The sequence below is a fragment of the Lysobacter sp. 5GHs7-4 genome (assembly GCF_021284765.1).
In the GTDB taxonomy this organism is placed as follows: domain Bacteria; phylum Pseudomonadota; class Gammaproteobacteria; order Xanthomonadales; family Xanthomonadaceae; genus Lysobacter.
In genome coordinates this window covers 2,302,166-2,321,324 of record NZ_CP089924.1, presented here as the reverse complement: position 1 = coordinate 2,321,324, position 19,159 = coordinate 2,302,166, and the positions used below count along the sequence as shown (strand labels likewise).

At 69.8% G+C, this 19,159-nt stretch carries 24 protein-coding genes; 10 read left to right on the top strand and 14 right to left on the bottom strand.

The genetic code is table 11. From position 1 onward, the window contains the following. Positions 1–44 precede the first annotated feature (44 nt). Together LVB77_RS10550 and LVB77_RS10545 are read left to right on the top strand one after the other, a co-directional pair. On the top strand, positions 45–602 hold the full coding sequence (locus LVB77_RS10550) for a YaeQ family protein (protein WP_232910082.1): 558 nt from the start codon (positions 45–47) through the stop codon (positions 600–602). A 4-nt stretch (positions 603–606) separates the two neighbouring features. Next, positions 607–1,794, top strand: coding sequence for an NAD(P)/FAD-dependent oxidoreductase (locus LVB77_RS10545; RefSeq protein ID WP_232910080.1), 1,188 nt, complete (start codon positions 607–609; stop codon positions 1,792–1,794). 211 nt (positions 1,795–2,005) lie between these two features. Here LVB77_RS10545 and LVB77_RS10540 read toward each other — a convergent pair whose 3' ends face one another. After that, positions 2,006–2,410, bottom strand: coding sequence for a hypothetical protein (locus LVB77_RS10540; protein ID WP_232910079.1), 405 nt, complete (start codon positions 2,408–2,410; stop codon positions 2,006–2,008). Between the two features lie 119 nt (positions 2,411–2,529). Here LVB77_RS10540 and LVB77_RS10535 point away from each other — a divergent pair, with 119 nt between their 5' ends. Further along, positions 2,530–3,336 (top strand): helix-turn-helix transcriptional regulator, encoded by an 807-nt coding sequence (locus LVB77_RS10535; protein ID WP_232910077.1) that lies wholly within the window; start codon positions 2,530–2,532, stop codon positions 3,334–3,336. 9 nt (positions 3,337–3,345) lie between these two features. On the opposite strand, the gene LVB77_RS10530 is transcribed toward LVB77_RS10535, so the two are convergent. Both LVB77_RS10530 and LVB77_RS10525 read right to left on the bottom strand, forming a co-directional pair. After that, entirely contained in the window at positions 3,346–3,666 is a 321-nt protein-coding gene (locus LVB77_RS10530) for a hypothetical protein (protein WP_232910076.1), read from the bottom strand. A 43-nt stretch (positions 3,667–3,709) separates the two neighbouring features. Continuing rightward, the gene (locus LVB77_RS10525) at positions 3,710–4,264 is read right to left on the bottom strand and encodes a phage baseplate assembly protein V (protein ID WP_232910074.1); all 555 of its coding nucleotides are present in this window, start codon (positions 4,262–4,264) and stop codon (positions 3,710–3,712) included. A 157-nt stretch (positions 4,265–4,421) separates the two neighbouring features. Here LVB77_RS10525 and LVB77_RS10520 point away from each other — a divergent pair, with 157 nt between their 5' ends. The 6 genes from LVB77_RS10520 (at position 4,422) to LVB77_RS10495 (ending at position 7,612) form a co-directional block, all read left to right on the top strand. Beyond that, positions 4,422–4,790 carry a metalloregulator ArsR/SmtB family transcription factor gene (locus LVB77_RS10520; protein WP_232910073.1) on the top strand — a complete coding sequence of 123 codons (369 nt, stop codon included), beginning with the start codon at positions 4,422–4,424 and terminating at the stop codon, positions 4,788–4,790. Next, complete coding sequence (locus LVB77_RS10515; protein ID WP_232910071.1) at positions 4,787–5,233, top strand: SRPBCC domain-containing protein; 447 nt, start codon at positions 4,787–4,789, stop codon at positions 5,231–5,233. Before LVB77_RS10520 ends, LVB77_RS10515 begins: the two co-directional genes overlap by 4 nt. A 17-nt stretch (positions 5,234–5,250) precedes the next feature. Beyond that, positions 5,251–5,769 (top strand): SRPBCC family protein, encoded by a 519-nt coding sequence (locus LVB77_RS10510; RefSeq protein ID WP_232910070.1) that lies wholly within the window; start codon positions 5,251–5,253, stop codon positions 5,767–5,769. After that, on the top strand, positions 5,766–6,224 hold the full coding sequence (locus LVB77_RS10505; protein ID WP_232910068.1) for an SRPBCC domain-containing protein: 459 nt from the start codon (positions 5,766–5,768) through the stop codon (positions 6,222–6,224). Before LVB77_RS10510 ends, LVB77_RS10505 begins: the two co-directional genes overlap by 4 nt. 27 nt (positions 6,225–6,251) lie before the next feature. Then, positions 6,252–7,058 (top strand): SDR family oxidoreductase, encoded by an 807-nt coding sequence (locus tag LVB77_RS10500; protein WP_232910066.1) that lies wholly within the window; start codon positions 6,252–6,254, stop codon positions 7,056–7,058. 74 nt (positions 7,059–7,132) lie between these two features. Then, the gene (locus tag LVB77_RS10495; RefSeq protein ID WP_232910065.1) at positions 7,133–7,612 is read left to right on the top strand and encodes an FKBP-type peptidyl-prolyl cis-trans isomerase; all 480 of its coding nucleotides are present in this window, start codon (positions 7,133–7,135) and stop codon (positions 7,610–7,612) included. Between the two features lie 7 nt (positions 7,613–7,619). Here LVB77_RS10495 and LVB77_RS10490 read toward each other — a convergent pair whose 3' ends face one another. The 6 genes from LVB77_RS10490 to LVB77_RS10465 form a co-directional block, all read right to left on the bottom strand. Beyond that, the gene (locus LVB77_RS10490) at positions 7,620–8,618 is read right to left on the bottom strand and encodes an LLM class flavin-dependent oxidoreductase (RefSeq protein WP_232910064.1); all 999 of its coding nucleotides are present in this window, start codon (positions 8,616–8,618) and stop codon (positions 7,620–7,622) included. A 168-nt stretch (positions 8,619–8,786) separates the two neighbouring features. Further along, positions 8,787–8,948, bottom strand: coding sequence for a hypothetical protein (locus tag LVB77_RS10485; protein WP_232910063.1), 162 nt, complete (start codon positions 8,946–8,948; stop codon positions 8,787–8,789). Positions 8,949–9,624: 676 nt separating this feature from the next. Continuing rightward, a complete protein-coding gene (locus LVB77_RS10480; RefSeq protein WP_232910062.1) occupies positions 9,625–10,083 on the bottom strand; it encodes a hypothetical protein in 459 nt (152 codons plus the stop codon). A gap of 21 nt (positions 10,084–10,104) precedes the next feature. Next, positions 10,105–11,370, bottom strand: a complete 1,266-nt coding sequence (locus LVB77_RS10475) for a threonine synthase (protein WP_232910061.1) — start codon at positions 11,368–11,370, stop codon at positions 10,105–10,107. A 19-nt stretch (positions 11,371–11,389) separates the two neighbouring features. Further along, a complete protein-coding gene (locus LVB77_RS10470; protein WP_232910060.1) occupies positions 11,390–11,542 on the bottom strand; it encodes a hypothetical protein in 153 nt (50 codons plus the stop codon). Positions 11,543–11,612: 70 nt separating this feature from the next. Next, a complete protein-coding gene (locus LVB77_RS10465; protein ID WP_232910245.1) occupies positions 11,613–13,202 on the bottom strand; it encodes a serine hydrolase in 1,590 nt (529 codons plus the stop codon). Positions 13,203–13,385: 183 nt separating this feature from the next. On the opposite strand from LVB77_RS10465, the gene LVB77_RS10460 reads away from it, so the two are divergent. Beyond that, positions 13,386–14,645, top strand: a complete 1,260-nt coding sequence (locus LVB77_RS10460; protein ID WP_232910059.1) for a TIGR03862 family flavoprotein — start codon at positions 13,386–13,388, stop codon at positions 14,643–14,645. Positions 14,646–15,493: 848 nt separating this feature from the next. Here LVB77_RS10460 and LVB77_RS10455 read toward each other — a convergent pair. The 5 genes from LVB77_RS10455 to LVB77_RS10435 all read right to left on the bottom strand — a co-directional run bounded on the left by LVB77_RS10455 (position 15,494) and on the right by LVB77_RS10435 (position 19,082). Next, a complete protein-coding gene (locus LVB77_RS10455; RefSeq protein WP_232910058.1) occupies positions 15,494–16,342 on the bottom strand; it encodes a GDSL-type esterase/lipase family protein in 849 nt (282 codons plus the stop codon). Further along, positions 16,339–16,968 (bottom strand): hypothetical protein, encoded by a 630-nt coding sequence (locus tag LVB77_RS10450; protein ID WP_232910057.1) that lies wholly within the window; start codon positions 16,966–16,968, stop codon positions 16,339–16,341. Before LVB77_RS10450 ends, LVB77_RS10455 begins: the two co-directional genes overlap by 4 nt. A gap of 187 nt (positions 16,969–17,155) precedes the next feature. Then, positions 17,156–17,896 carry a sulfurtransferase gene (locus LVB77_RS10445; RefSeq protein ID WP_232910056.1) on the bottom strand — a complete coding sequence of 247 codons (741 nt, stop codon included), beginning with the start codon at positions 17,894–17,896 and terminating at the stop codon, positions 17,156–17,158. Positions 17,897–18,005: 109 nt separating this feature from the next. Next, positions 18,006–18,629 (bottom strand): hypothetical protein, encoded by a 624-nt coding sequence (locus tag LVB77_RS10440; RefSeq protein ID WP_232910055.1) that lies wholly within the window; start codon positions 18,627–18,629, stop codon positions 18,006–18,008. Positions 18,630–18,704: 75 nt separating this feature from the next. Further along, the gene (locus LVB77_RS10435; protein ID WP_232910054.1) at positions 18,705–19,082 is read right to left on the bottom strand and encodes an excalibur calcium-binding domain-containing protein; all 378 of its coding nucleotides are present in this window, start codon (positions 19,080–19,082) and stop codon (positions 18,705–18,707) included. Positions 19,083–19,159 lie beyond the last annotated feature (77 nt).

Below are 19,159 nucleotides of genomic sequence, written 5' to 3'. Positions count from 1 at the left end.
CAGGGCCTAGAATGCGCGCTGTTTTTCCCAGCTCAGGCCCGCCCATGGCGCCCAACGCCACCATCGTCAAGATCGAACTGCAAATCAGCGATATGGACCGGCATTACTACGCCGCCCATGCCCTGACCTTGGCCCAGCATCCGTCCGAAACCCAGCAACGGCTGATGGTGCGCATGCTCGCCTTCGCCCTGCACGCGCAGGAGCGGCTGGAGTTCGGCCCCGGCCTGAGCAGCGAGGACGAGCCGGACCTGAGCCTGCGCGACTACACGGGCGACATCGAACTGTGGATCGACGTCGGCCAGCCCGACGAGTCGCGCATCCGCAAGGCCTGCGGGCGCGCGCGTCAGGTGGTGGTGGTGAACTACGGCGGCCGCGCCGCCGATATCTGGTGGGACAAGAACGCCGCCGGCCTGCGCCGCCTGAAAAACCTCACCGTGCTCGACATCGACGCCGACGCCGTCGAGGCGATGGCCGCCATGGTCGAGCGCAGCTTCCGCCTGGACTGCCAGATCCAGGACGGCGAAGTCGCGCTGAGCAACGACCGCGCCGCGCTCACCCTGACCCCGGCGGTGCGCCTGGCCGTGGGCGCGCAGGCCGCCTGAGCGCATGGCCGAGGTTTACGACGTCCTGATCGTCGGCGGCGGCGCCGCCGGCCTGATGTGTGCGCTGACCGCCGGCCAGCGCGGCAAGCGCGTGCTGGTGGTCGAACACGCCAACCGCGTCGGCAAGAAGATCCTGATGTCGGGCGGCGGCCGCTGCAATTTCACCAACACCGGCACCGGCCCGGCCAATTTCATCTCGGCCAATCCGCATTACTGCAAATCGGCGCTGGCGCGCTACACGCCGGCCGATTTCGTCGAACTGGTCGAGCGCCACGGCATCGCCTATCACGAGAAGGAACTCGGCCAGCTGTTCTGCGACGTGTCGTCGAAGCTGATCGTGAAGCTGCTGCTGGACGAATGCGCCGACGCCGGCGTGCGCATCGAAACCTCGTGCAGCGTCGAGCGCGTGCTGCATGCCGATGGGGAAGCGCCGTTCCGTTTGCACACCACGCGCGGCGCGTTCGCGGCGCCGCGGCTGGTGGTGGCCACCGGCGCGTTGTCGATCCCCAGCATGGGCGCGACCGGCTTCGGCTACGAACTGGCGCGCCAGTTCGGCCACACCGTGCTGCCCACGCGCGCCGGGCTGGTGCCGCTGACCCTCAGCGGCAAGCACCAGGAACGCCTGGCCGACCTCAGCGGCGTCGCCCTGCCGGTGACCGCGCGCTGCAACGGCCGCAGCTTCAGCAACCAGATGCTGATCACCCACCGCGGTGTCAGCGGCCCGGCGATACTGCAGATCTCGTCCTACTGGCAGCCCGGCGACGACCTGCGCCTGGACCTGTTGCCCGGCCACGACGCCGCCGACTGGCTGCGCGCGCAGCAGCTCGAGCGCCCCGCGGCCGAGCTCAAGACCGTGCTGTCCGATGCGATGCCGCGCCGTTTCGCCCAGCGTCTGTGCGAGCTGTGGCTGAGCAACAAGCCGATGAAGCAGTACACGCCGCCGGAGTTGAAGCAGCTGGCGGCGACCCTGCAGGACTGGCCCCTGGTCGCCAGCGGCACCGAGGGCTACCGCACCGCCGAAGTCACACTGGGCGGCGTCGACACCGACGAACTGTCGTCCAGCAGCATGGAATCCCGGCGCGTGCCGGGCTTGCATTTCGTCGGCGAAGTGGTCGACGTGACCGGCTGGCTGGGCGGCTACAACTTCCAGTGGGCCTGGGCGTCGGGGCATGCGGCGGGCATGGCGGTCTGAGCCGACGCCCTGGCCCCGCCTGCTGCGGGAGCGACCTAAGTCGCGATCGAAGCACCCGTACACCGAATCGCATCGCGACCGGCTATCAGGCACCGCGACTCACGCCGCTCCCACAGAAAGCGAAACCGCGCCGCCTCGTTCGAGAGGCGACGCGGTCAGGGACGAGGCGCTTGCGGGTTTGTGCGGCCGCGGCCCGGATCGAACCGTTGGATCAGCCACGCTGCTGCCGGCGCAGCCCGAAGTACTGCAGTTCGGCGAAGGCCGCCACCGCCACCGCCTGCACGATCACGAAGGCCATGCCCAGCTCGTTGGGCTGCACCCAGCCGGCAACCAGCACGATCGCGCTGTCGATCACCCAGCAGGCGTTGATCGCGATCACCGACCAGACCTGGGCGTTGGAGATGCGCTCGCGGCTGAGCAACCAGCCCAGGTAGGCGACGTAGGGCACCAGCACCAGGCCGGCGCCCAGCAGCAGGTTTTGCGGCAGGTGCAGCCACTGCGACAGCGGCGCGGCGGCCGCGATCAGCAGGGCCGCCATGGCGGCGGTGGCGACGGCGTCGAGTTGGATCGCGCGGCGCAGCAGGGGGGCGTTGGCGGGACGGGCGACAGCGTTCATGACAGGCTCCTGTGGTCTCAGGTCGTTTGGGTTCGACGCCATTTCAGCCCGGCGCCCGCCGCCCGTCGATTACCTGCGGGGTAATCCCGCGCGTCGCCGCGCTGGGCTATCGTTCGCTCATGAACACGACCCGACCCGTAGGCGAACTGCTGCGCGACTGGCGCCAGCGCCGCCGCCTGACCCAACTCGACCTGGCCGGCATGGCCGACATCTCCACCCGCCACGTCAGCTTCATCGAGACCGGGCGCTCGCTGCCCAGCCGCGCGATGCTGCTGCGCCTGGCCGACCGCCTCGACGTGCCGCTGCGCGAGCGCAACCAGCTCATGACCGCCGCCGGGCTGGCACCGATGTACGCGCAGCGTTCGCTGGACGATCCCGCGCTGCACGAGGCCCAGGCCGCGATCCAGCTGGTGCTGCGCGGCCACGAGCCCTACCCCGCGCTGGCGATCGACCGCCATTGGCAACTGCTCGCCGCCAACCGCGCGGTCGAACGCATGCTCGAGGGCATTCCCGTCGACCTGCTGCAACCGCCGATCAACGTGCTGCGCCTGAGCCTGCATCCGCGCGGCCTGGCGCCGCTGATCGTCAACCTCGCGCAGTGGCGCGCGCACCTGCTGCACCGCCTGCGCCACCAGGCCGACGCCACCGGCGATCCGGTGCTGCACACCCTGCACGACGAGCTCGCCGCCTATCCCTGCGACGACGTCGACGAAGTCGAGCTGCCCTCGCAGCTCAGCGTGGCGGTGCCGCTGCGCCTGCGCAGCGCCGACGGCGGCGAGCACGCCTACATCAGCACCACCACCGTGTTCGGCACGCCCATGGACGTGACCCTGGCGGAGCTGGCGATCGAATCCTTCTTCCCTGCCGACGCCGCCACCGCCAACGCATTGCGCGCGCTGCAGGCGGCCGAAAGCCAGGCCGGCTGAGCCGCGCGCTCAGATCGCGGTGACGCGGCTCTGGCAGTCCAGCACCAGCAGCGGCGCGCCGTTGGGTACGCACAGCGACGGGCTGGTATCCAGCGCCAAGGGGCGCCCGCCGGCGAACACGCGGGTGCTGCCCGACAGCCACTGCCCCGCCACGCAGCGCAGTGCCGCCGCGGCGGCGGGCAGATTGCAGTAGGCGACGCTGTACGACGCGGCGACCGTGATCGCCGCGCGCCCGCCCAGGGTCACGCGCGCGTACGGCGCGGTCGGCGTGGCCGGCCCGCCGTGCGCGCAGGTCACCGCCGCGCCCACATGCATCAGCGCGCCGGGCATGCCGCGCTCCGGGCGATACGGCGAATGTCGGCGCCGGCGCGCATCACACCACCGTCAACGCGCCGTCGTTGATCGTCACCATCGCCCCGGCCAGCACGATGCTGGCGCCGCGGCCGTTGCTGATGGTGATGCCGGCATCGGTGATCGCGATCGACGCGCCGCTGCGGCTTCTGAGCAGGATGCCGCCGTCGGAGCCGGGCAGATCGGAGATCGCGATCGCGTGCTGGTTCGGCGTCTGCAGCAGCAAGCCGGGCGCGATCGCCTGGCCGGCGTGCGCGAGCGGCGGCAATTCGTCGGCGTCCACCCAATAGCCGCCGACCCAGACCGGCAGTTCGGCGTCGCCCTGTTCGAACTCCACCCATACCGGCGCGCCGATCGGCGGCAGCAGGAACACGCCGCTCTGACGCCCCGCCACCGGCACGCAGGGCATGGCCCAGCGGCCGCCGCCGGCGCCGTAAACCTCGGGCACCTGCACCTGGACCCGGCCCAGGCGCAAAGGGTCGACGTGGTCCAGTACCACGGCGCGGTACTTGCCGTAGTAACGCGGGCGCGCGGCCGTGCCGGGATGAGATGTCTCCGGCCGTGTCTGGAGCGGCATGCGGACGTTCCCGAAGCTGGCCCCCCCGTCCCATGAGTAGCAACGCGGGCGCGTGCATTTAGGGGCCATCGCCGCGGACGGATGCGGTGCGCCGTCCCTCATACGACATTTTACCGAATGGTTGACAATCCATGCGCAGCCGAGGATATTCAACCTCATGGTTAATAATCATTCCGAACGGCTCGACGCCGTGTTCCACGCCCTGGCCGATCCAACCCGGCGCGCGATGCTGCGCAGCCTGTCCGATCGGGCGCGCAGCGTCGGCGAACTCGCCGCGCCCTTCGACATGTCCCTGGCCGCCGCGTCCAAGCACATCAAGGTGCTGGAAGGCGCCGGCCTGGTCCGGCGCGAAATCCAGGGCCGCACCCACGTCTGCCGCCTCGATGCGCGACCGATGCACGGCGGCATGGAGTGGATGCGCCATTACGAGCGGTTCTGGAACGAACGCCTGGATGCCCTCGACGCCTTGCTGCAGGCCGAGGACCGTGCCCTGGCCGCCACCGGCAAACCCAGGAGCCAACGATGAGCCCGACCTCCCCCGTCGTGGTGCGCGTAACACGCCGCTTCGACGCCTCGCCCGAACGCGTGTTCGACGCCTGGCTGGACCCGAACGTCGCCACGCGTTTCCTCTACGCGACCGCGACCGGACGCATGCAGCGGGTCGAGATCGACGCGCGCGTCGGCGGCGGCTACACCATCGTCGAGACCCGCGAGGACGGCGACGCCGCCCACTACGGCCGCTACCTGGAAATCGACCGCCCGCGCCGGCTGGTGTTCACCCTGTCGCTGGATCCGGCGTCCGACGGCGACCGCGTCACCGTCGAAATCGAAGCCGTCGGCGCCGGCTGCGAACTGCGCCTGACCCACGAAATGGCGCCCGAATACGCGCCCTATACAGAGCGCACCGAATCGGGCTGGCGCCACATCCTCGCCTCGCTCGCAGAGCAACTCGCGCGCCCCCTCCACTGATCCCCCGAGGAACGACCATGAACGACTACGGCGTTGTCACCGCTCCCGACACCGTGCGCATCGAACGCCTGATGCCCGGCCCGATCGACCGGCTGTGGAGCTACCTCACCGATTCCGAAAAGCGCCGCAGCTGGATGGCCGCAGGCGAGATCGAGCTGCACCCCGGCGGCCACGTTCAACACGTGTTCCGCAATTCGGAACTGACCAACGACGACCCGGCGCCGGCCAAGTACCCCGACGAGGAATACCGCAGCGAAGGCCGGGTGATCGACTGCGATCCCCCGCACCGGCTCAGCTACACCTGGGACGGCGACTCCGAAGTGGTGTTCGAACTCAGTCCGCAGCAAGACCGTGTGCTGCTGGTGGTCACCCATCGGCGCCTGCCCAACCGCGGCGAACTGGTCAGCGTCGCCGGCGGCTGGCACAGCCATCTGGATCTGCTGCGCGACTTGCTGGAAGGCCGCACGCCCAGCCACTTCTGGACCAAGCACACCCAGATCGAAGCCGAGTACGAGCGCAGGATTCCGGCACCGTGAGCACGACCACCGCAAAGCCCCGCGACACGGCCGCCATCGAACACATCCAGTACGTGCACGCCACGCCCGCCCAGGTCTACGACGCGCTCACCAGCCAGCAGGGACTGGCCGAAGTCTGGACCGACACCCTGACCGTGCAGGCGGTGATGGGCGCGGTCAACGAGTTCCATTTCGGCGACGCCGGCAGCGTCAAGGTCAAGATCGTCGAATGGCTGCCGCGCTCGCGCCTGGCCTGGCGCTGCCTGGAATCCGACCCGCAGTGGGTCGGCACCCAGATCAGTTTCGACCTGGAGCGCCGCGACGACAGCACCGCGGTGGTGCTGCGCCACGAAGGCTGGCGCGAAGTCACCGAGTTCTACCGCTGGTGCAACTACAACTGGGCGATGTTCCTGTACAGCCTCAAAAGTTACTGCGAGGACGGCGCCGGCCTGCCCTTTCAGCGACGCCGGTTCTGAACCGGCCCACCCATTAGGAATCGGACCATGACCATGCAAGGCGGCCTGTTGCAGGACAAGATCGCGGTGATCCACGGCGGCAGCGGCGCGATCGGCGGCGCGGTCGCACGCGCCTTCGCGCGCGATGGCGCGCGGGTGCACCTGACCGCGCGCCACCGCGAGGGCCTGGAACGCGTCGCCCAGGACATCGCCGCCGCCGGCGGGCACGCCGCAATCGCCACGCTGGACGCCATGGACGCCGACGCGGTCGAGGCCCATGCGCAGGCGGTGGCCGAATCCGAGGGCCGCATCGACATCGCCCTCAATGCGGTCGGCATCGTCCATGTGCAGGGCCCGACCTTCGCCGAATTGTCGGTGCAGGAGTACTTGCAACCGATCGCCGACTACAACCGCTGCAACTTCCTCACCGCGCAGGCCGCGGCCAAGCGCATGCGCAGCGGTGGCGTGCTGCTGACGCTGTCGACGCCGGGCTCGCGCATGAGCGGCGTCGGCTTCCTGGGCTACGGCGCCACCTGCGCGTCCATCGAAGCGTTCTCGCGCCTGCTCGCCGGCGAACTCGGCCCGGCCGGCATCCGCGTGGTCTGCCTGCGCCCGCATGCGATCCCAGACGCGCTGCCGCGCTCGCACGCGCGCGAGGTGTTCGCCGAAAGCGCGCGGCGCGCGGGCGTGTCGATCGAGGCCATGCTGGAGGAAGCCGCGCGCACCGGCACCCTGCTCGGCCGCCTGCCGACCCTGCAGCAGGTCGCCAATTACGCCGCCTTCGTCGCCTCCGACCGCGCCGCCGCCATGACCGGCGCGATCGCCAACCTCAGCTGCGGCGCCCTGGTCGACTGAACGCGTCTTGGGCCGGCCAGGCCGGGTCCGCTATCCTGAGCGCAGTTTCCGCCACGCTCTCAGGGACGACCCTCATGCGCCGACGCCTCGCCACGTCTATCTCCATCGCCGTTCTGGCCGCCACGCTGCTGCTGGCCGGTTGCAAGCGACACGAGGCCGAAGCGCCGGCCAGCGCTGGCCGCGTGCAGCGCTTCGAATGGATAGACGAGCGCCCCGGCACCGGCCCCATCGCGCGCAGCGGCCAGGACGTGAGCGTGCATTACACCGGCTGGCTCTACGACGAAAACAAGCCGGACAAGCGCGGACGCAAGTTCGACAGCTCGGTCGACCGCGGCCGCCCGTTCTCGTTCCTGCTCGGCGCCGGCCGCGTGGTGCGCGGCTGGGACGAAGGCGTGGCCGGCATGCAGGTCGGCGGCAAGCGCGTGCTGATGGTGCCGCCGGAGTACGGCTACGGCGCCGACGGCGCCGGCGGCGGCGTGATTCCGCCGGATGCCTCGATGGTGTTCGAAGTGGAACTGCTGGGCGTGCGCGAGCACGTGCCGGGCGCGCGCTGAGCCTGCATCACGCGTTCGCGGCCAATGCGTCGCGCGCCTGCGCGGCCAACTCGAACGAACGCAGCCGCGCCGCGTGTTCGTACACGTTGGCGGTCAGCATGAGCTCGTCGGGCTGGTGGCGTTCGATGAAGGCCGCGATGCCCTCGCGTACCGTGTCGGGCCCGCCCACCACCGCGCAGGCCAGCGCGCGCTCGACCCCGGAACGCTCGGCCGGCGTCCAGTACGCGTCGATGTCGTCGATCGGCGGCGGGATCAGCCCCGGCTGGCCGCGGCGCAGATTGACGAAGCTCTGCTGCTGAGTGGTGAACAACCGCCGCGCCTGCGCATCGTCGGCGGCGGCGACCACGTTCAAGGCCAGCAACGCATGCGGTCGCGCCCAGGCCGCCGATGGACGGAACTCGCGCCGGTAAATCGCCAGCGCCTCGTCCATCGCGTCGGGCGCGAAATGCGAGGCGAACGCGTACGGCAGGCCCAACTGCGCGGCCAGACGCGCGCCGAACAGACTGGAGCCCAATAGCCACACCGGCACCCGCAAGCCCGCACCCGGCACCGCGCGCACCGCCTGGCCCGGCTGCACCGGCTCGAAGTAATGCAGCAGCTCGGCCACGTCCTGCGGGAAGCTGTCGGCGCCATCGAAGTAACGCCGCAACGCGCGCGCCGTGGCCTGATCCGTACCCGGCGCGCGACCTAAGCCCAGGTCGATGCGGTCCGGATACAGCGAGGCCAGCGTGCCGAACTGCTCGGCCACCTGCAGCGGCGAATGATTGGGCAGCATGATGCCGCCCGCGCCCACGCGGATCGTCGAGGTGCCACCGGCGATATGCCCGATCAACACCGCGGTCGCGGCGCTGGCGATGCCCGGCATGTTGTGGTGCTCGGCCAGCCAGTAGCGGCGATACCCCAGCCGCTCGGCATGACGCGCCAGCTCCAGACTGTGCGCGAACGCCTGCCCGGCATCGCTGCCTTCGGTGACCGGCGCCAGATCGAGGACGGAGAACGGAATCATGAGCGCGCGTGCCGAAGCATGCCATCAGCGGCATGCCCCTAGCCTGGGGCCGGCAACGCATGATTTCGACATCGCAGGACATACGCAGTGTTGCGCGAGCAAGCTTGCCGCGGTCGCGACCGCCGAGCTGCGAAGCGACCAACGCCCCCACCCCAAACCCACCCATCGTCATTCCGGCGCAAGCCGGAACCCATTTTGATCTTCGCCCGCCGCACCAGAGGCAGCCTCAAAGCGGTCGCAGCCGTTGCCATTGCCATTGCCGTTGCCGTTGCCGTTGCCGTTGAATTTGCTCCGGCATTGAAGTCCATTGATCCGAAGCCACACGACCATTCCCAGACCCGAAGGGCGGCGCGCAGGACGCGCGCCGTTTTTCGATAAGACAGGGATGTCTTATCGAAAAATCCCGGCGCCAGAACCGAAGCCACACGGGAGCTCTGGGCTCAAGCCCTTCTCTTTGGTTACTTTCTCTTGGGCTAGCAAGAGAAAGTGACCCGCATGCGCAGCAGGCGGAAGCCGTTGACCTTCGGTCAGAAACAGCGAAGACAACAGCAAGAGCAAATCCTCCCCAACCCTCCTTTGTCAAAGGAGGGAGCTAAAAGCGCGCAGCAGGCGGAAGCCTTTGACCTTCGGTCAAAAACAGCAGAAACAACAGCAACAGCAAATCCTCCCCAACCCTCCTTTGTCAAAGGAGGGAGCTAAAGCGCGACGCTGGAGCTTGAAGGCCATCGGAGCCGGATAGGCGCGGTAACCGGGATTCGCGGTCGCGGCTCACGCCGCTCCTACACAAAGCGCGAGCAAGAGAAAGTGACCCGCATGCGCAGCAGGCGGAAGCCGTTGACCTTCGGTCAGAAGCAACAGAGCAACAGCCAAAGCAAATCCTCCCCAACCCTCCTTTTCCAAAGGAGGGAGCTAAAAGCGCGACCAGAAGATTGCCGCAGTAGCAAAAAACCATCCGCAGTACGCGCGAGCGACAAAGCCACGACCGACTAAGAAGGCCGCAAGCCCCCTACCAAAGATCGAACGCCAACCCCTCGCGCTCGTTATCCCAAACCGTGCTGAACACCCACCACCGCCCATGCTCATGGCACAACTGGATACTGTTGGCGCCGCGCTTGAGCAACACCGGCGAGTCCACCGCCGGCCGCGCCTCGTACAGACTCCACACGTGCGCCACCTGCCCGAAACGCTGCACCCGCCGATCGATCTCGACCTCGTAGAAATCGTTAGTGGCGAAGAACTCCTGGACATTGGCGATGTAACTGTCCACGTCGAACACCATCGCCTGCGTGCTGCCGTCGGCCTCCACCACCGTGCGCAGACTGCGCGCCCGCGGATGCTGCAGATAACGAAAACGCGCCCAATCGCGCGGCGCCCCGGCCGGGCCGGAGATGCAGGCGTAGATCGCTCGCACGCAACGCTCGATGTCCTGCGTGTCCTGCCACCATTCGGGGTTGTCGGTATCCATATCGGCTCCTGCTGGAGGGGTTCACATGAGATGACGCAGGTCCGGCAGGTACTTCTCCGCCGACCCGGTGTTGACCACGACCACGCGCTCGCCGCGCGCGACCAGGCCGCGTTCGATCAACTGCGGCAGCGCCGCCAGACAGGCCGCGCCCTCGGGGCAGATCCAGCCCGGCGCGCCGCCGCCGACCGGCTCGCGCCACAGCCGCGCGAACTCGGCGGCGCTGTCGCGCTCGTCCACCGCCACCGCGGCGCCGCCGCTGGCGCGCAGGATCTCCAGCACGCGGAAGTGGCCGACACCGCCGGGCACGTTGAGCCCGAACGCCAGCGTCTGTCCGGCCACGACGACCTGGGTGTCGGCGGCGCCCTGCTCGTAGGCGCGCACCAGCGGCGGCGTCGCCGCGCTCTGCACGCACAGCATGCGCGGACGGCGCGCGTCGATCAGGCCCAGCGCCTGCAACTCGTCCCAGGCCTTCCACATGCCCAGCACGCCGGTGCCGCCGCCGGTGGGATAGATCACCGCGTCGGGCAGCGACCAGCGCGTCGATCCCGGCGCCGGCTCGGCCAGTTCCAGGCCCAGCGATTTCTTGCCCTCGATGCGCCAACCCGGCTCCTGGAACGTCGCCACCGAGAAATAGCCCTGCGGCAAGTAGCGCTCCTTCAGCAGTGCGCCGGCCTCGCGGATGGTCGGGCCGACCAGGTCCAGCGCCACGCGCTCCGGATAGCGCTGCGCGGCCGCGGCCACGTTGCCCAGGATCGGCATCGGCGTGTCCTGCGGCATCGCGATCGCCACCGACAGGCCGCCGGCCAGCGCGTAACGCAGCAGCGAATCGCCAGCGTTGCCCTGCGTGGGTACGGCCAACTTATCCAGGCCCAGACGGCGCGCCTGCGCGACCACCATGGCCATGCCGCGGTCCTTGAAACTGCGGGTCGGATTGGCGCCGTAGCCCGCATGCGCGCGGCCTTCGTCTTTCAACCACAAGTCGATGCCAGCCGCGCGCGCGAGCGGATGCGTCGAGTAATCCAGCAGCGGCGTGTGCCCTTCCCCCAGCGCGACGATGTGGCGCGCGTCGTCGGGATCGGACGAGTCCAGCGCCATCAGCGCGCCGAACCGCCACAGGTCGCGCCGGCGCGGGTCGTACCAGCCCGCGTCGGGCCGCTGCGCGGCCAGGCGTTCCAGGTCCAGCACCATTTCCACCGGTCGGCCGTCGGCCGGGTCGAGGTTCATCGCCGTGTCGGCGGAGTACTCGATGCCCGATCCCAGGCCGCGCAAACATCTCACATAGGACATGGGGCGCGGCTCCGGCGCTTCAGAACGGCAGCGGCCAACCCATCGCAGGCGCCGCGAGGAAGTAGACGCCGCCCAGCACCACGGCCCACAGCAGCAACTTGAAGAAGAACTTGACCGCCTTGAACGCGAGATAGCCCGCGACGATCACTATGCCTATGACCAACCAACTCATCGTGTGCTCCGTTCGGATCGGACGCGTTCGCCGCCGCGTCCCTTGCGTTCGAGCTTAGCAGCCGCCCCGTTCAACCGCCCGGCTTGGCCGCGACCGGCGTCAGCCGCAGATCGTGGAAATCGAAACTGAAATCGGTGTTGGGCGATACCGACTCCATCCGCAGCTCGCGCACCTTGCCGTCGGCGGTCAGGGCGAAATCGACGAAGGCGTCGGCGTTGAGCCAGCGCTGGTCCCAGCGCACGATGAAGCTGTCGTGCTGCCAGTGCTGCAGCTCGCCGACCAGGGCCTGGCTGCGCGCGAAACGCATGCGCAGCTTGCCGTCGCGCTGCTCGACGATCACGTCGCCGTACCAGGGGTCGCGGTAGGTCTGCGCGTACTTGGCCAGCGCCAGCGACGGTTGTGTGCCGAGCGTGCGCGCGGCTTCGTGCTGCTTCCAGTCGTCGTCGCCCTTGGCCAACGACTTGTCCAGGGCCGCGCCGTACGCCGCGGTCCAATCGGTGCGCGGCGCGTCGAGGTAGGCATCCAGCGCGCGCAGGGTCACCGCCTGGAACGCGCCCGGCAGCTCGGCGCTGGTCAGCACCACGATGCCGAGCTTGTGCTCCGGCACCAGGGTCACGCGCGAGACCATGCCGGGCCAGCCGCCGGTGTGCCAGACCAGCTTGCGGCCACGGTAATCCGACAGCTGCCAGCCCTCGCCGTAACCCAGAAAATTCGGACGCGCCGCCGCCAGCTCGGGCACCGACGGCTCGCCGATCGCAATCGGCGTCACGATCGACCACATCGCCTTCTGACGCGCGGCGCTGAACAAACGCTGCTCTTTGCCGCCGCTTCGGCCGTAGACGCCGCCGTCTAGCTGCGCACGCATCCACTGAGTCATGTCGTGCACGCTGGAGTACAGACCGCCGGCGCCGGAGACGTTGGCCCAGGCCATGCGCGGCGCCGGCTGCAGGTCCTTGAAGTCGGCCTTGGCGTAGCCGGTGGCGACGTTGTCGCCGGGCTTGAGCGCATCGCTGTTGTAACGCGTGTCGCGCATGCCCAGCGGTTCCAGGATGCGCGTGCGCAGGAACCGTTCGTAGCTCTGTCCGCTGGCCTGCTCGATCACCAGCTGGGCGACGCCGTAGAGGATGTTGTCGTAGGCGTACTGGCCGCGGAAGCTGCCGCTAAGCGGGACATCGCGCAGCCGTTGGGCGACTTCCAGCGTGCTGTAGTCGGTGCCGGGCCAGTACAGCAGGTCGCCCGCGCCCAGACCCAGGCCGCTGCGATGCGCCAGCAGATCGCGCACGCGCATCTCGCGGGTCACGTAGGGATCGGCCATGCGGAACCACGGCAGGTGGTCGATCACCCGGTCGTCCAGGCTGAGCTTGCCCTCGTCGGCCAGCATCGACAGCGAGGCCGAGGTGAAGGCCTTGGTGTTGGAAGCGATCGCGAACAACGTACGCGCGTCGACTTTCTCGTCGCGGCCGAGCTGGCGCACGCCGTAGCCGCGTTCCAGCACGATGCGGCCGTCCTTGACGATCGCCACCGCGATGCCCGGCACGTCGAAGCGCTTGCGCACGCCTTCCACATAGGCGTCGAAGTCCTGCAGTTGCGCCGGCAATTCCGGCGCCGTCTGCGGCACGGCCGCGTGCGCATGGGAGGCCAGCAACGCAGCCAACAGCAGGCCGGCGCCGCCTGCGCCTGGGGACGTGAATCGCATCGTTCGCTGCTCCAAAACCCTGACCGGTGGCGCCCGACGATACCCGAAGCCGGCCTTCGCGACCCGGCGCGGAGGTCATGTGCCGCGGCCGCCGCACGGGCCTGGCCTCATAATGGCCGCCCGCTCCGCCACGTCGTGCCGTCACCGATGACCGATGCTCCCACCCTGCTGCCCGGCCTGGCCATCGTCGGCGGCGGTCCCGCCGGCCTGATGGCGGCCGAGACCGCGCGCGCAGCCGGCATCGAGGTCGACGTGTACGAGGGCAAGGGCTCGGTCGGGCGCAAGTTCCTGATCGCGGGCAAGGGCGGGCTCAATCTCACCCATGCCGAACCGCGGCCGGGCTTCGATGCGCGTTACCGCGAACGCGCGCCGCAGATCGCGCGCTGGCTGGACGCGTTCGACGCCGACGCCCTGCGCGCCTGGGCGCGTGGGCACGGTGTGGAGACCTACGTCGGCAGCTCCGACCGCGTGTTTCCGGTCGACCGCAAGGCCGCGCCGCTGCTGCGCGGCTGGGTGCGGCGTTTGCGCGAGGACGGCGTGCGTTTCCACGTCCAGCACCGCTGGCTGGGCTGGAGCGAAGACGGCGCGCTGCGCTTGTCCACGCCCGACGGCGAACGCCAGGTGCGCGCGCACGCCTGCGTGCTGGCGCTGGGCGGCGGCAGTTGGCCCGAGCTGGGTTCCGACGGCGCCTGGGCGCCGTGGCTGAGCCGGCGCGGCATCGACGTCGCGCCGCTGCAGCCCAGCAACTGCGGCTTCGATATCGCCTGGAGCGAACACTTCGCGCAGCGTCAGGCCGGCCAACCGCTGAAACCGGTGGTCGCGTATTGGCGCGACGCCGACGGCCGCGAGCAGGCCTTGCAAGGCGAGTGCGTGGCGACCGCGCACGGCATCGAGGGCAGCCTGATCTATGCGCTGTCGGCGCTGCTGCGCGAGGCGATCGCGCGCGACGGCCATGCGACCCTGACGTTGGATCTGGCGCCCGGGCGCGAACTGGAACGCCTGCGCACCGATCTCGCGCGTCCGCGCGCCGGCCGCAGTTTCAGCGAACACCTGCGCCGCCAGACCGGCCTCAGCGGCGTCAAGGCCGCGCTGCTGCACGAAATGTTGGACGCCGAGGCGAAACAAGACCCGCTGCGCGTCGCAACGACGATCAAGCGCCTGCCGCTGCGCCTGCTGCGCGCGCGCCCGATCGCCGAAGCCATCAGCAGCGCCGGCGGCGTGCGCCTGGAAGCGCTGGACGAGGGCCTGCAGCTGCGCGCCCTGCCCGGCACCTATTGCGCCGGCGAGATGCTGGACTGGGAGGCTCCGACCGGCGGCTACCTGCTGACCGCGTGCTACGCCAGCGGCCTGATCGCGGGGCGCGCGGCGGCGGCGCGGGTGCTGGCGCAGGGCAAGGCCACTTCCTAGCCCGGAACCGTCGCCTTCGGTAGGAGCGGCGTAAGCCACGACCGAAGCACCCGGGCCCCCAAAATGCGCTGCGATCGGCCGATCCATCGCGGCTTACGCCGCTCCCACAGGAAGCAAGAGCGCTGCCGCATCGAGTAGGAGCGACGCGAGCCGCGACCGCGCGACTCCGGCCACGACGCGGTCGCGGCTTACGCCGCTCCTACCCCAAAGCCCAGCTCTGCAGATTTGGCTTTCTGTGGGAGCGGCGTAAGCCGCGATCGAAGCACCCGGATCCCAAAATGCGCCGCGATCGGCCGATCCATCGCGGCTTACGCCGCTCCCACAGGAAGCAAGAGGAGCACCGCCGCTTCGGGTAGGAGCGACGCGAGCCGCGACCGCGCGACTCCGGCCACGACGCGGTCGCGGCTTACGCCGCTCCTACCCCAAAGCCTAGCCATGCGGCTCCTGCATTCTGTGGGAGCGGCGTAAGCCGCGATCGAAGCACCCAGATCCCCAACATACGCTGCGATTGGCCGATCCATCGCGGCTTACGCCGCTGCCACAGGAAGCAAGAGCACCGCCGCCGCTTCGGGTAGGAGCGGCGCGAGCCGCGACCGCGCGACTCCGGCCACTACGCGGTCGCGGCTTATGCCGCTCCTACCCCAAAGCCTAGCCACGCGGCTCCTGCTTTCTGTGGGAGCGGCGTGAGCCGCGATCGAAGCACCCGGATCCCCAACATGCGCTGCGATTGGCCGATCCATCGCGGCTCACGCCGCTCCCACAGGAAGCAAGAGCGTCGCGGCCGCATGCGCGGAAACGAAAACGGCCGCGAGCGCGGCCGTCCGAGATAATGCGCTGCCCCGCGGGCCTCAGCGTTTGATCGCGTCGCGCTGCGCGTTGCAGACCTGGGTCACGCGCTGCTCGATGGTCTGCGGGTCTTCCAGCCAGGCCTCCAGCCCACCGGCGCGCATCAGCACGGTGGCGCGCTGGGCGATGCGGGCCGAACCGCAGGCGGTCGGCGAGGCCTCGTCGTCGAGCGGCAGCAGATAGCGCGTATTGCGATTGATGTACTTCAGTTCGTACTCGGAGTCGTAGACGAACAAGGTCTTGGCGCCTTCGGAGCCGACCTCGCGCAGCAGGGCTTCGCTGGCGCGCTGCATGTCCATCAGCGGCACCTGGCGCTGCACCGCAACCGCGCGCACCACGTCGGCGTGCGGCGAGCTGTCCGTGCGCAGACCGCCGGAGCGGAAGTCGGGCTGCGCGACCTGGGTCAGCAGCACCGGGGTCGCGCCGCGCATGCGCGCCTCGTCGACGAAGCGTTCGATGTTGGCGCGGAACGCCTCGGGCGCGGTGTAGCGCTGTTCCAGCTTGGAGGCATCGTCCTGGCCGAACGCGATGAACACCACGTCGCCGGCCTTGGTCGCCGTCATCAGCTGCGACCACAGCCCTTCCTGCAGGTAGCGGCGCGTACTGCGTCCGTCGGCGGCGCGGTTTTCGTACTGGATCACGTCGCCGCGCAGCAGCATCGGCAGCGACTCGCCCCAGCCCATCGCCGGACGCTGTTCCGGCCGGCGGGTGGCCATGGCGCTGTCGCCGGCCACGCGCAAGGTGGGCGGCTGGCGCGGGAACGGCGTCGCCGCGTAAGCCTGCGCGCAACACAGGATCAGGGCGATCAGGCCCGACAGGCATTGCACACTCGTACGCGGCTTGGGAGTCATCGGCTGGCGACCAGGTAGGTGGTGACGGCGCACACGCTCACGCCCTTGGCGCCGGGCGCGGGCAAATCCTCGCCTTGCAGGGCAAGCACCTTGACCACTTCGCGCTCGCCCTCGCCGACCTTGGCCAGGGCGATGTAGGCGGTGGGCGCGCCGCCGCAGAAGGCGTTGGCGGGCTGGTCGGTGGGCGGGGTTTGTTCGACGACGTGACGCAGCTCGACCGGCTGACTGGCATCGATCTGCATGGACGCGGCATAGGTCGCGCCTGCGCTGTACTCGTCGCCGCCGCTGACCAGGGCGACGCGCTCGGTGCCGAAGCTGGCGCCGTTGGCGCCCTGCAGCTTGGCGTCTTCGATGTTGAGCTTGCCGGTGGCGGCGGTGGCGACCGGGTTGCCGGGCTCGAACTCGCCCAACGCGACCGGTTTGATCACCGGCGGCGCGGCGCGCTCGACCGGCGCGGCGTTCGGGTCCGGCGACGGCAGCGCCGGCGGCGGCGCGGCGGTGGTGCCTTCGGGGGCGGCGGCGTTGGCCGGCGCCTGCGGCTGGCAGGCGCTCAAGCCCAGCACGCTCAGGGCCAGGGCCAACGGCCAGGCGATACGGGTGGCGCGCAGCGGGTAGGTTCGACGCATCAGGGGTCCTTCGTACGGGGGCTGGAAGAGACGACCGTCGATCATAGCGGTCGCGTCGCTCCGGGTAACCCCTTGATTTGTCTGAATGGGATCGCCCACCCGGTTTACGGTTTGGCTAACAATCCCCTGTCCTTGCCCGGAACAATACCGGTTTCCGGCCGCTTTGGTGGTGCCGCGCGCGTATCGCTCAGGCCGCGTCGTCGACCAGCGGACGCAGTTGCGGGTCCAGGGCGACGCGTTCGTCGAACACGAAGCAACGGCCTTGGTAATGCGCGCCGCCGACGCGCTCGAAGTAACCCAGGATGCCGCCCTCGAGCTGCAGCAGATTGTCCATGCCGTCGTCGCGCAGCCACAGCGCGGCCTTCTCGCAACGGATGCCGCCGGTGCAGAAGCTGACCACGGTGGCGTCGGCCAGCGCCTGGCGATGCGGCGCCAGCGCTTCGGGCAGGTCGACGAAGTTGTCGATCGGCAGGGTCAGCGCGCCGGCGAAGCTGCCGTAGCCGACCTCCTCGCGGTTGCGGGTGTCCAGCAGCACCACAGGTTTTCCGGCGTCGTCGTGGCCCTGGTCCAGCCATTGCGCCAGGCGCTCGGGCGTTACCGCCGGCGCGCGCCGCTGCAGGGGCGCGCTGTCCTCGCGACGGAAGGTCACGATCTCGCGCTTGCGCTTGACCTTCAGGCGCCCGAACGGCTGGGCCTGGCTATGGCTGGCCTTGACCGCCAGCCCGGCGAAGCGCGGGTCGGCGCGCAGTTGCGCCAGGAAACCGTCGATCGCCGCCTCGGTGCCGGCCAGGAACAGGTTCAGCCCCTCTTCCGCGACCAGCACGGTGCCGCGCAGATCGGCGGCCTCGGCGCGCTCGCGCAGGCGCACGGCCAGGGCGTCGGCGTCGTCGATGCGGACGAAGTGATAGGCGGCGATATTGAGCAGCATCCGCGCATTTTAGCCCGCCGGGCTCACGGGCGCCGCCAAGCCCGCGGCGTGACGTTCAGGCACCGCGATGCGGATCGCCTGCGGCTCACCGCATCCTACGGGCGGAGGCTCAGCGCTTGGTCGTGATCGCGCGCCGCAGGTTGTTGCGCGCGGCCGCGTCGTAGCGCTGGTGGTAATAGGCGCTCAGATAGATGCGTTCGCGCTTGAGCAGGCCCTTGAGGAAGCGGCGCCGATTGAGCCGGAACAGCGGCCCCGGCACGTGCCCGCGGTACTCGGAGGCGATGCCGCGATCGTAGGCGTCGAAGGCCTCCGGCGCGGCGCCCAGGATCGCCATGTCGCCGTCCAGGAACAGCGCGGTCTCTTCATCCACTTCGCCCGGCCCGATCTGCCCGTGGCGCGCGGTGAGATCGATCAGCTCCGTCACCCGGCGCACATCGATGCCGGCCTCGGGCAGGTAGCGGGCGATATGCGCGGCGGCCAGTTCCGCCGATCGCGCCTCGTTGTCGCGCCGTCCGGCCTGATAGATCGCGTCGTGGTACAGCACCGCCAGCGCCACTTCGACCGGCTGCTTCCAGCCCGGGCCGGCGGCGACCTCGCCGTAGTGGCGCAGCACTTCGCGCACGTGATCGAAGTTGTGATACGCGCGCGGCGGCGTGGCGTAGGCCGTTTCCAGCTCGGCCCATTGCGCGGGCGGCAGGACGATGGGCAGATCGACGGGCAAGGCAGGCGACATCGGCGGGGAGTTCGGCGGCGTGCGCCCATCTTGGCATCGAACGCGTCGGCGGTGCGCGAACGTGCGGCGCCGCGGTCAGCGGCCGCGATAGGGCTCGCAGCCGACGCCGTCGTTGTCGCGATCCAGATGCGGCCCGTAACCCGGGTCGCCACGGCGCACCGGCGCGGCGCCGGCCGCGCGTGCCTCGGTGCAGTTGCGGTAGGCGCCCGACGATGGCGCAAAGCGTTGCGCGGGCGCGGCAGGCGCGTACGCGTTGGCTTCGGCGTTCGGAACGCTGCGGCGCGGGGCTGCAGGCGCGAGGCTCGCGGCGGGTGCGCCGCGATGGCAGTGGTAACCGCCGTTGCGGCGGTCGTGATGGCAGCCGTCGCGGTCCAAACCGCCGCCGTGCGCCTGCGCCGCCGGCGTCGACAACGCCGTCAGCACCACTGCAGCGCACAACGACCGCCAGCGCATGCCCGTCTCCCCTGCCCGTCCACCGCTCCGCTCGGAGCGATGGACGCTGGAACAAATTGCCGGCGCGGCGTTCACGG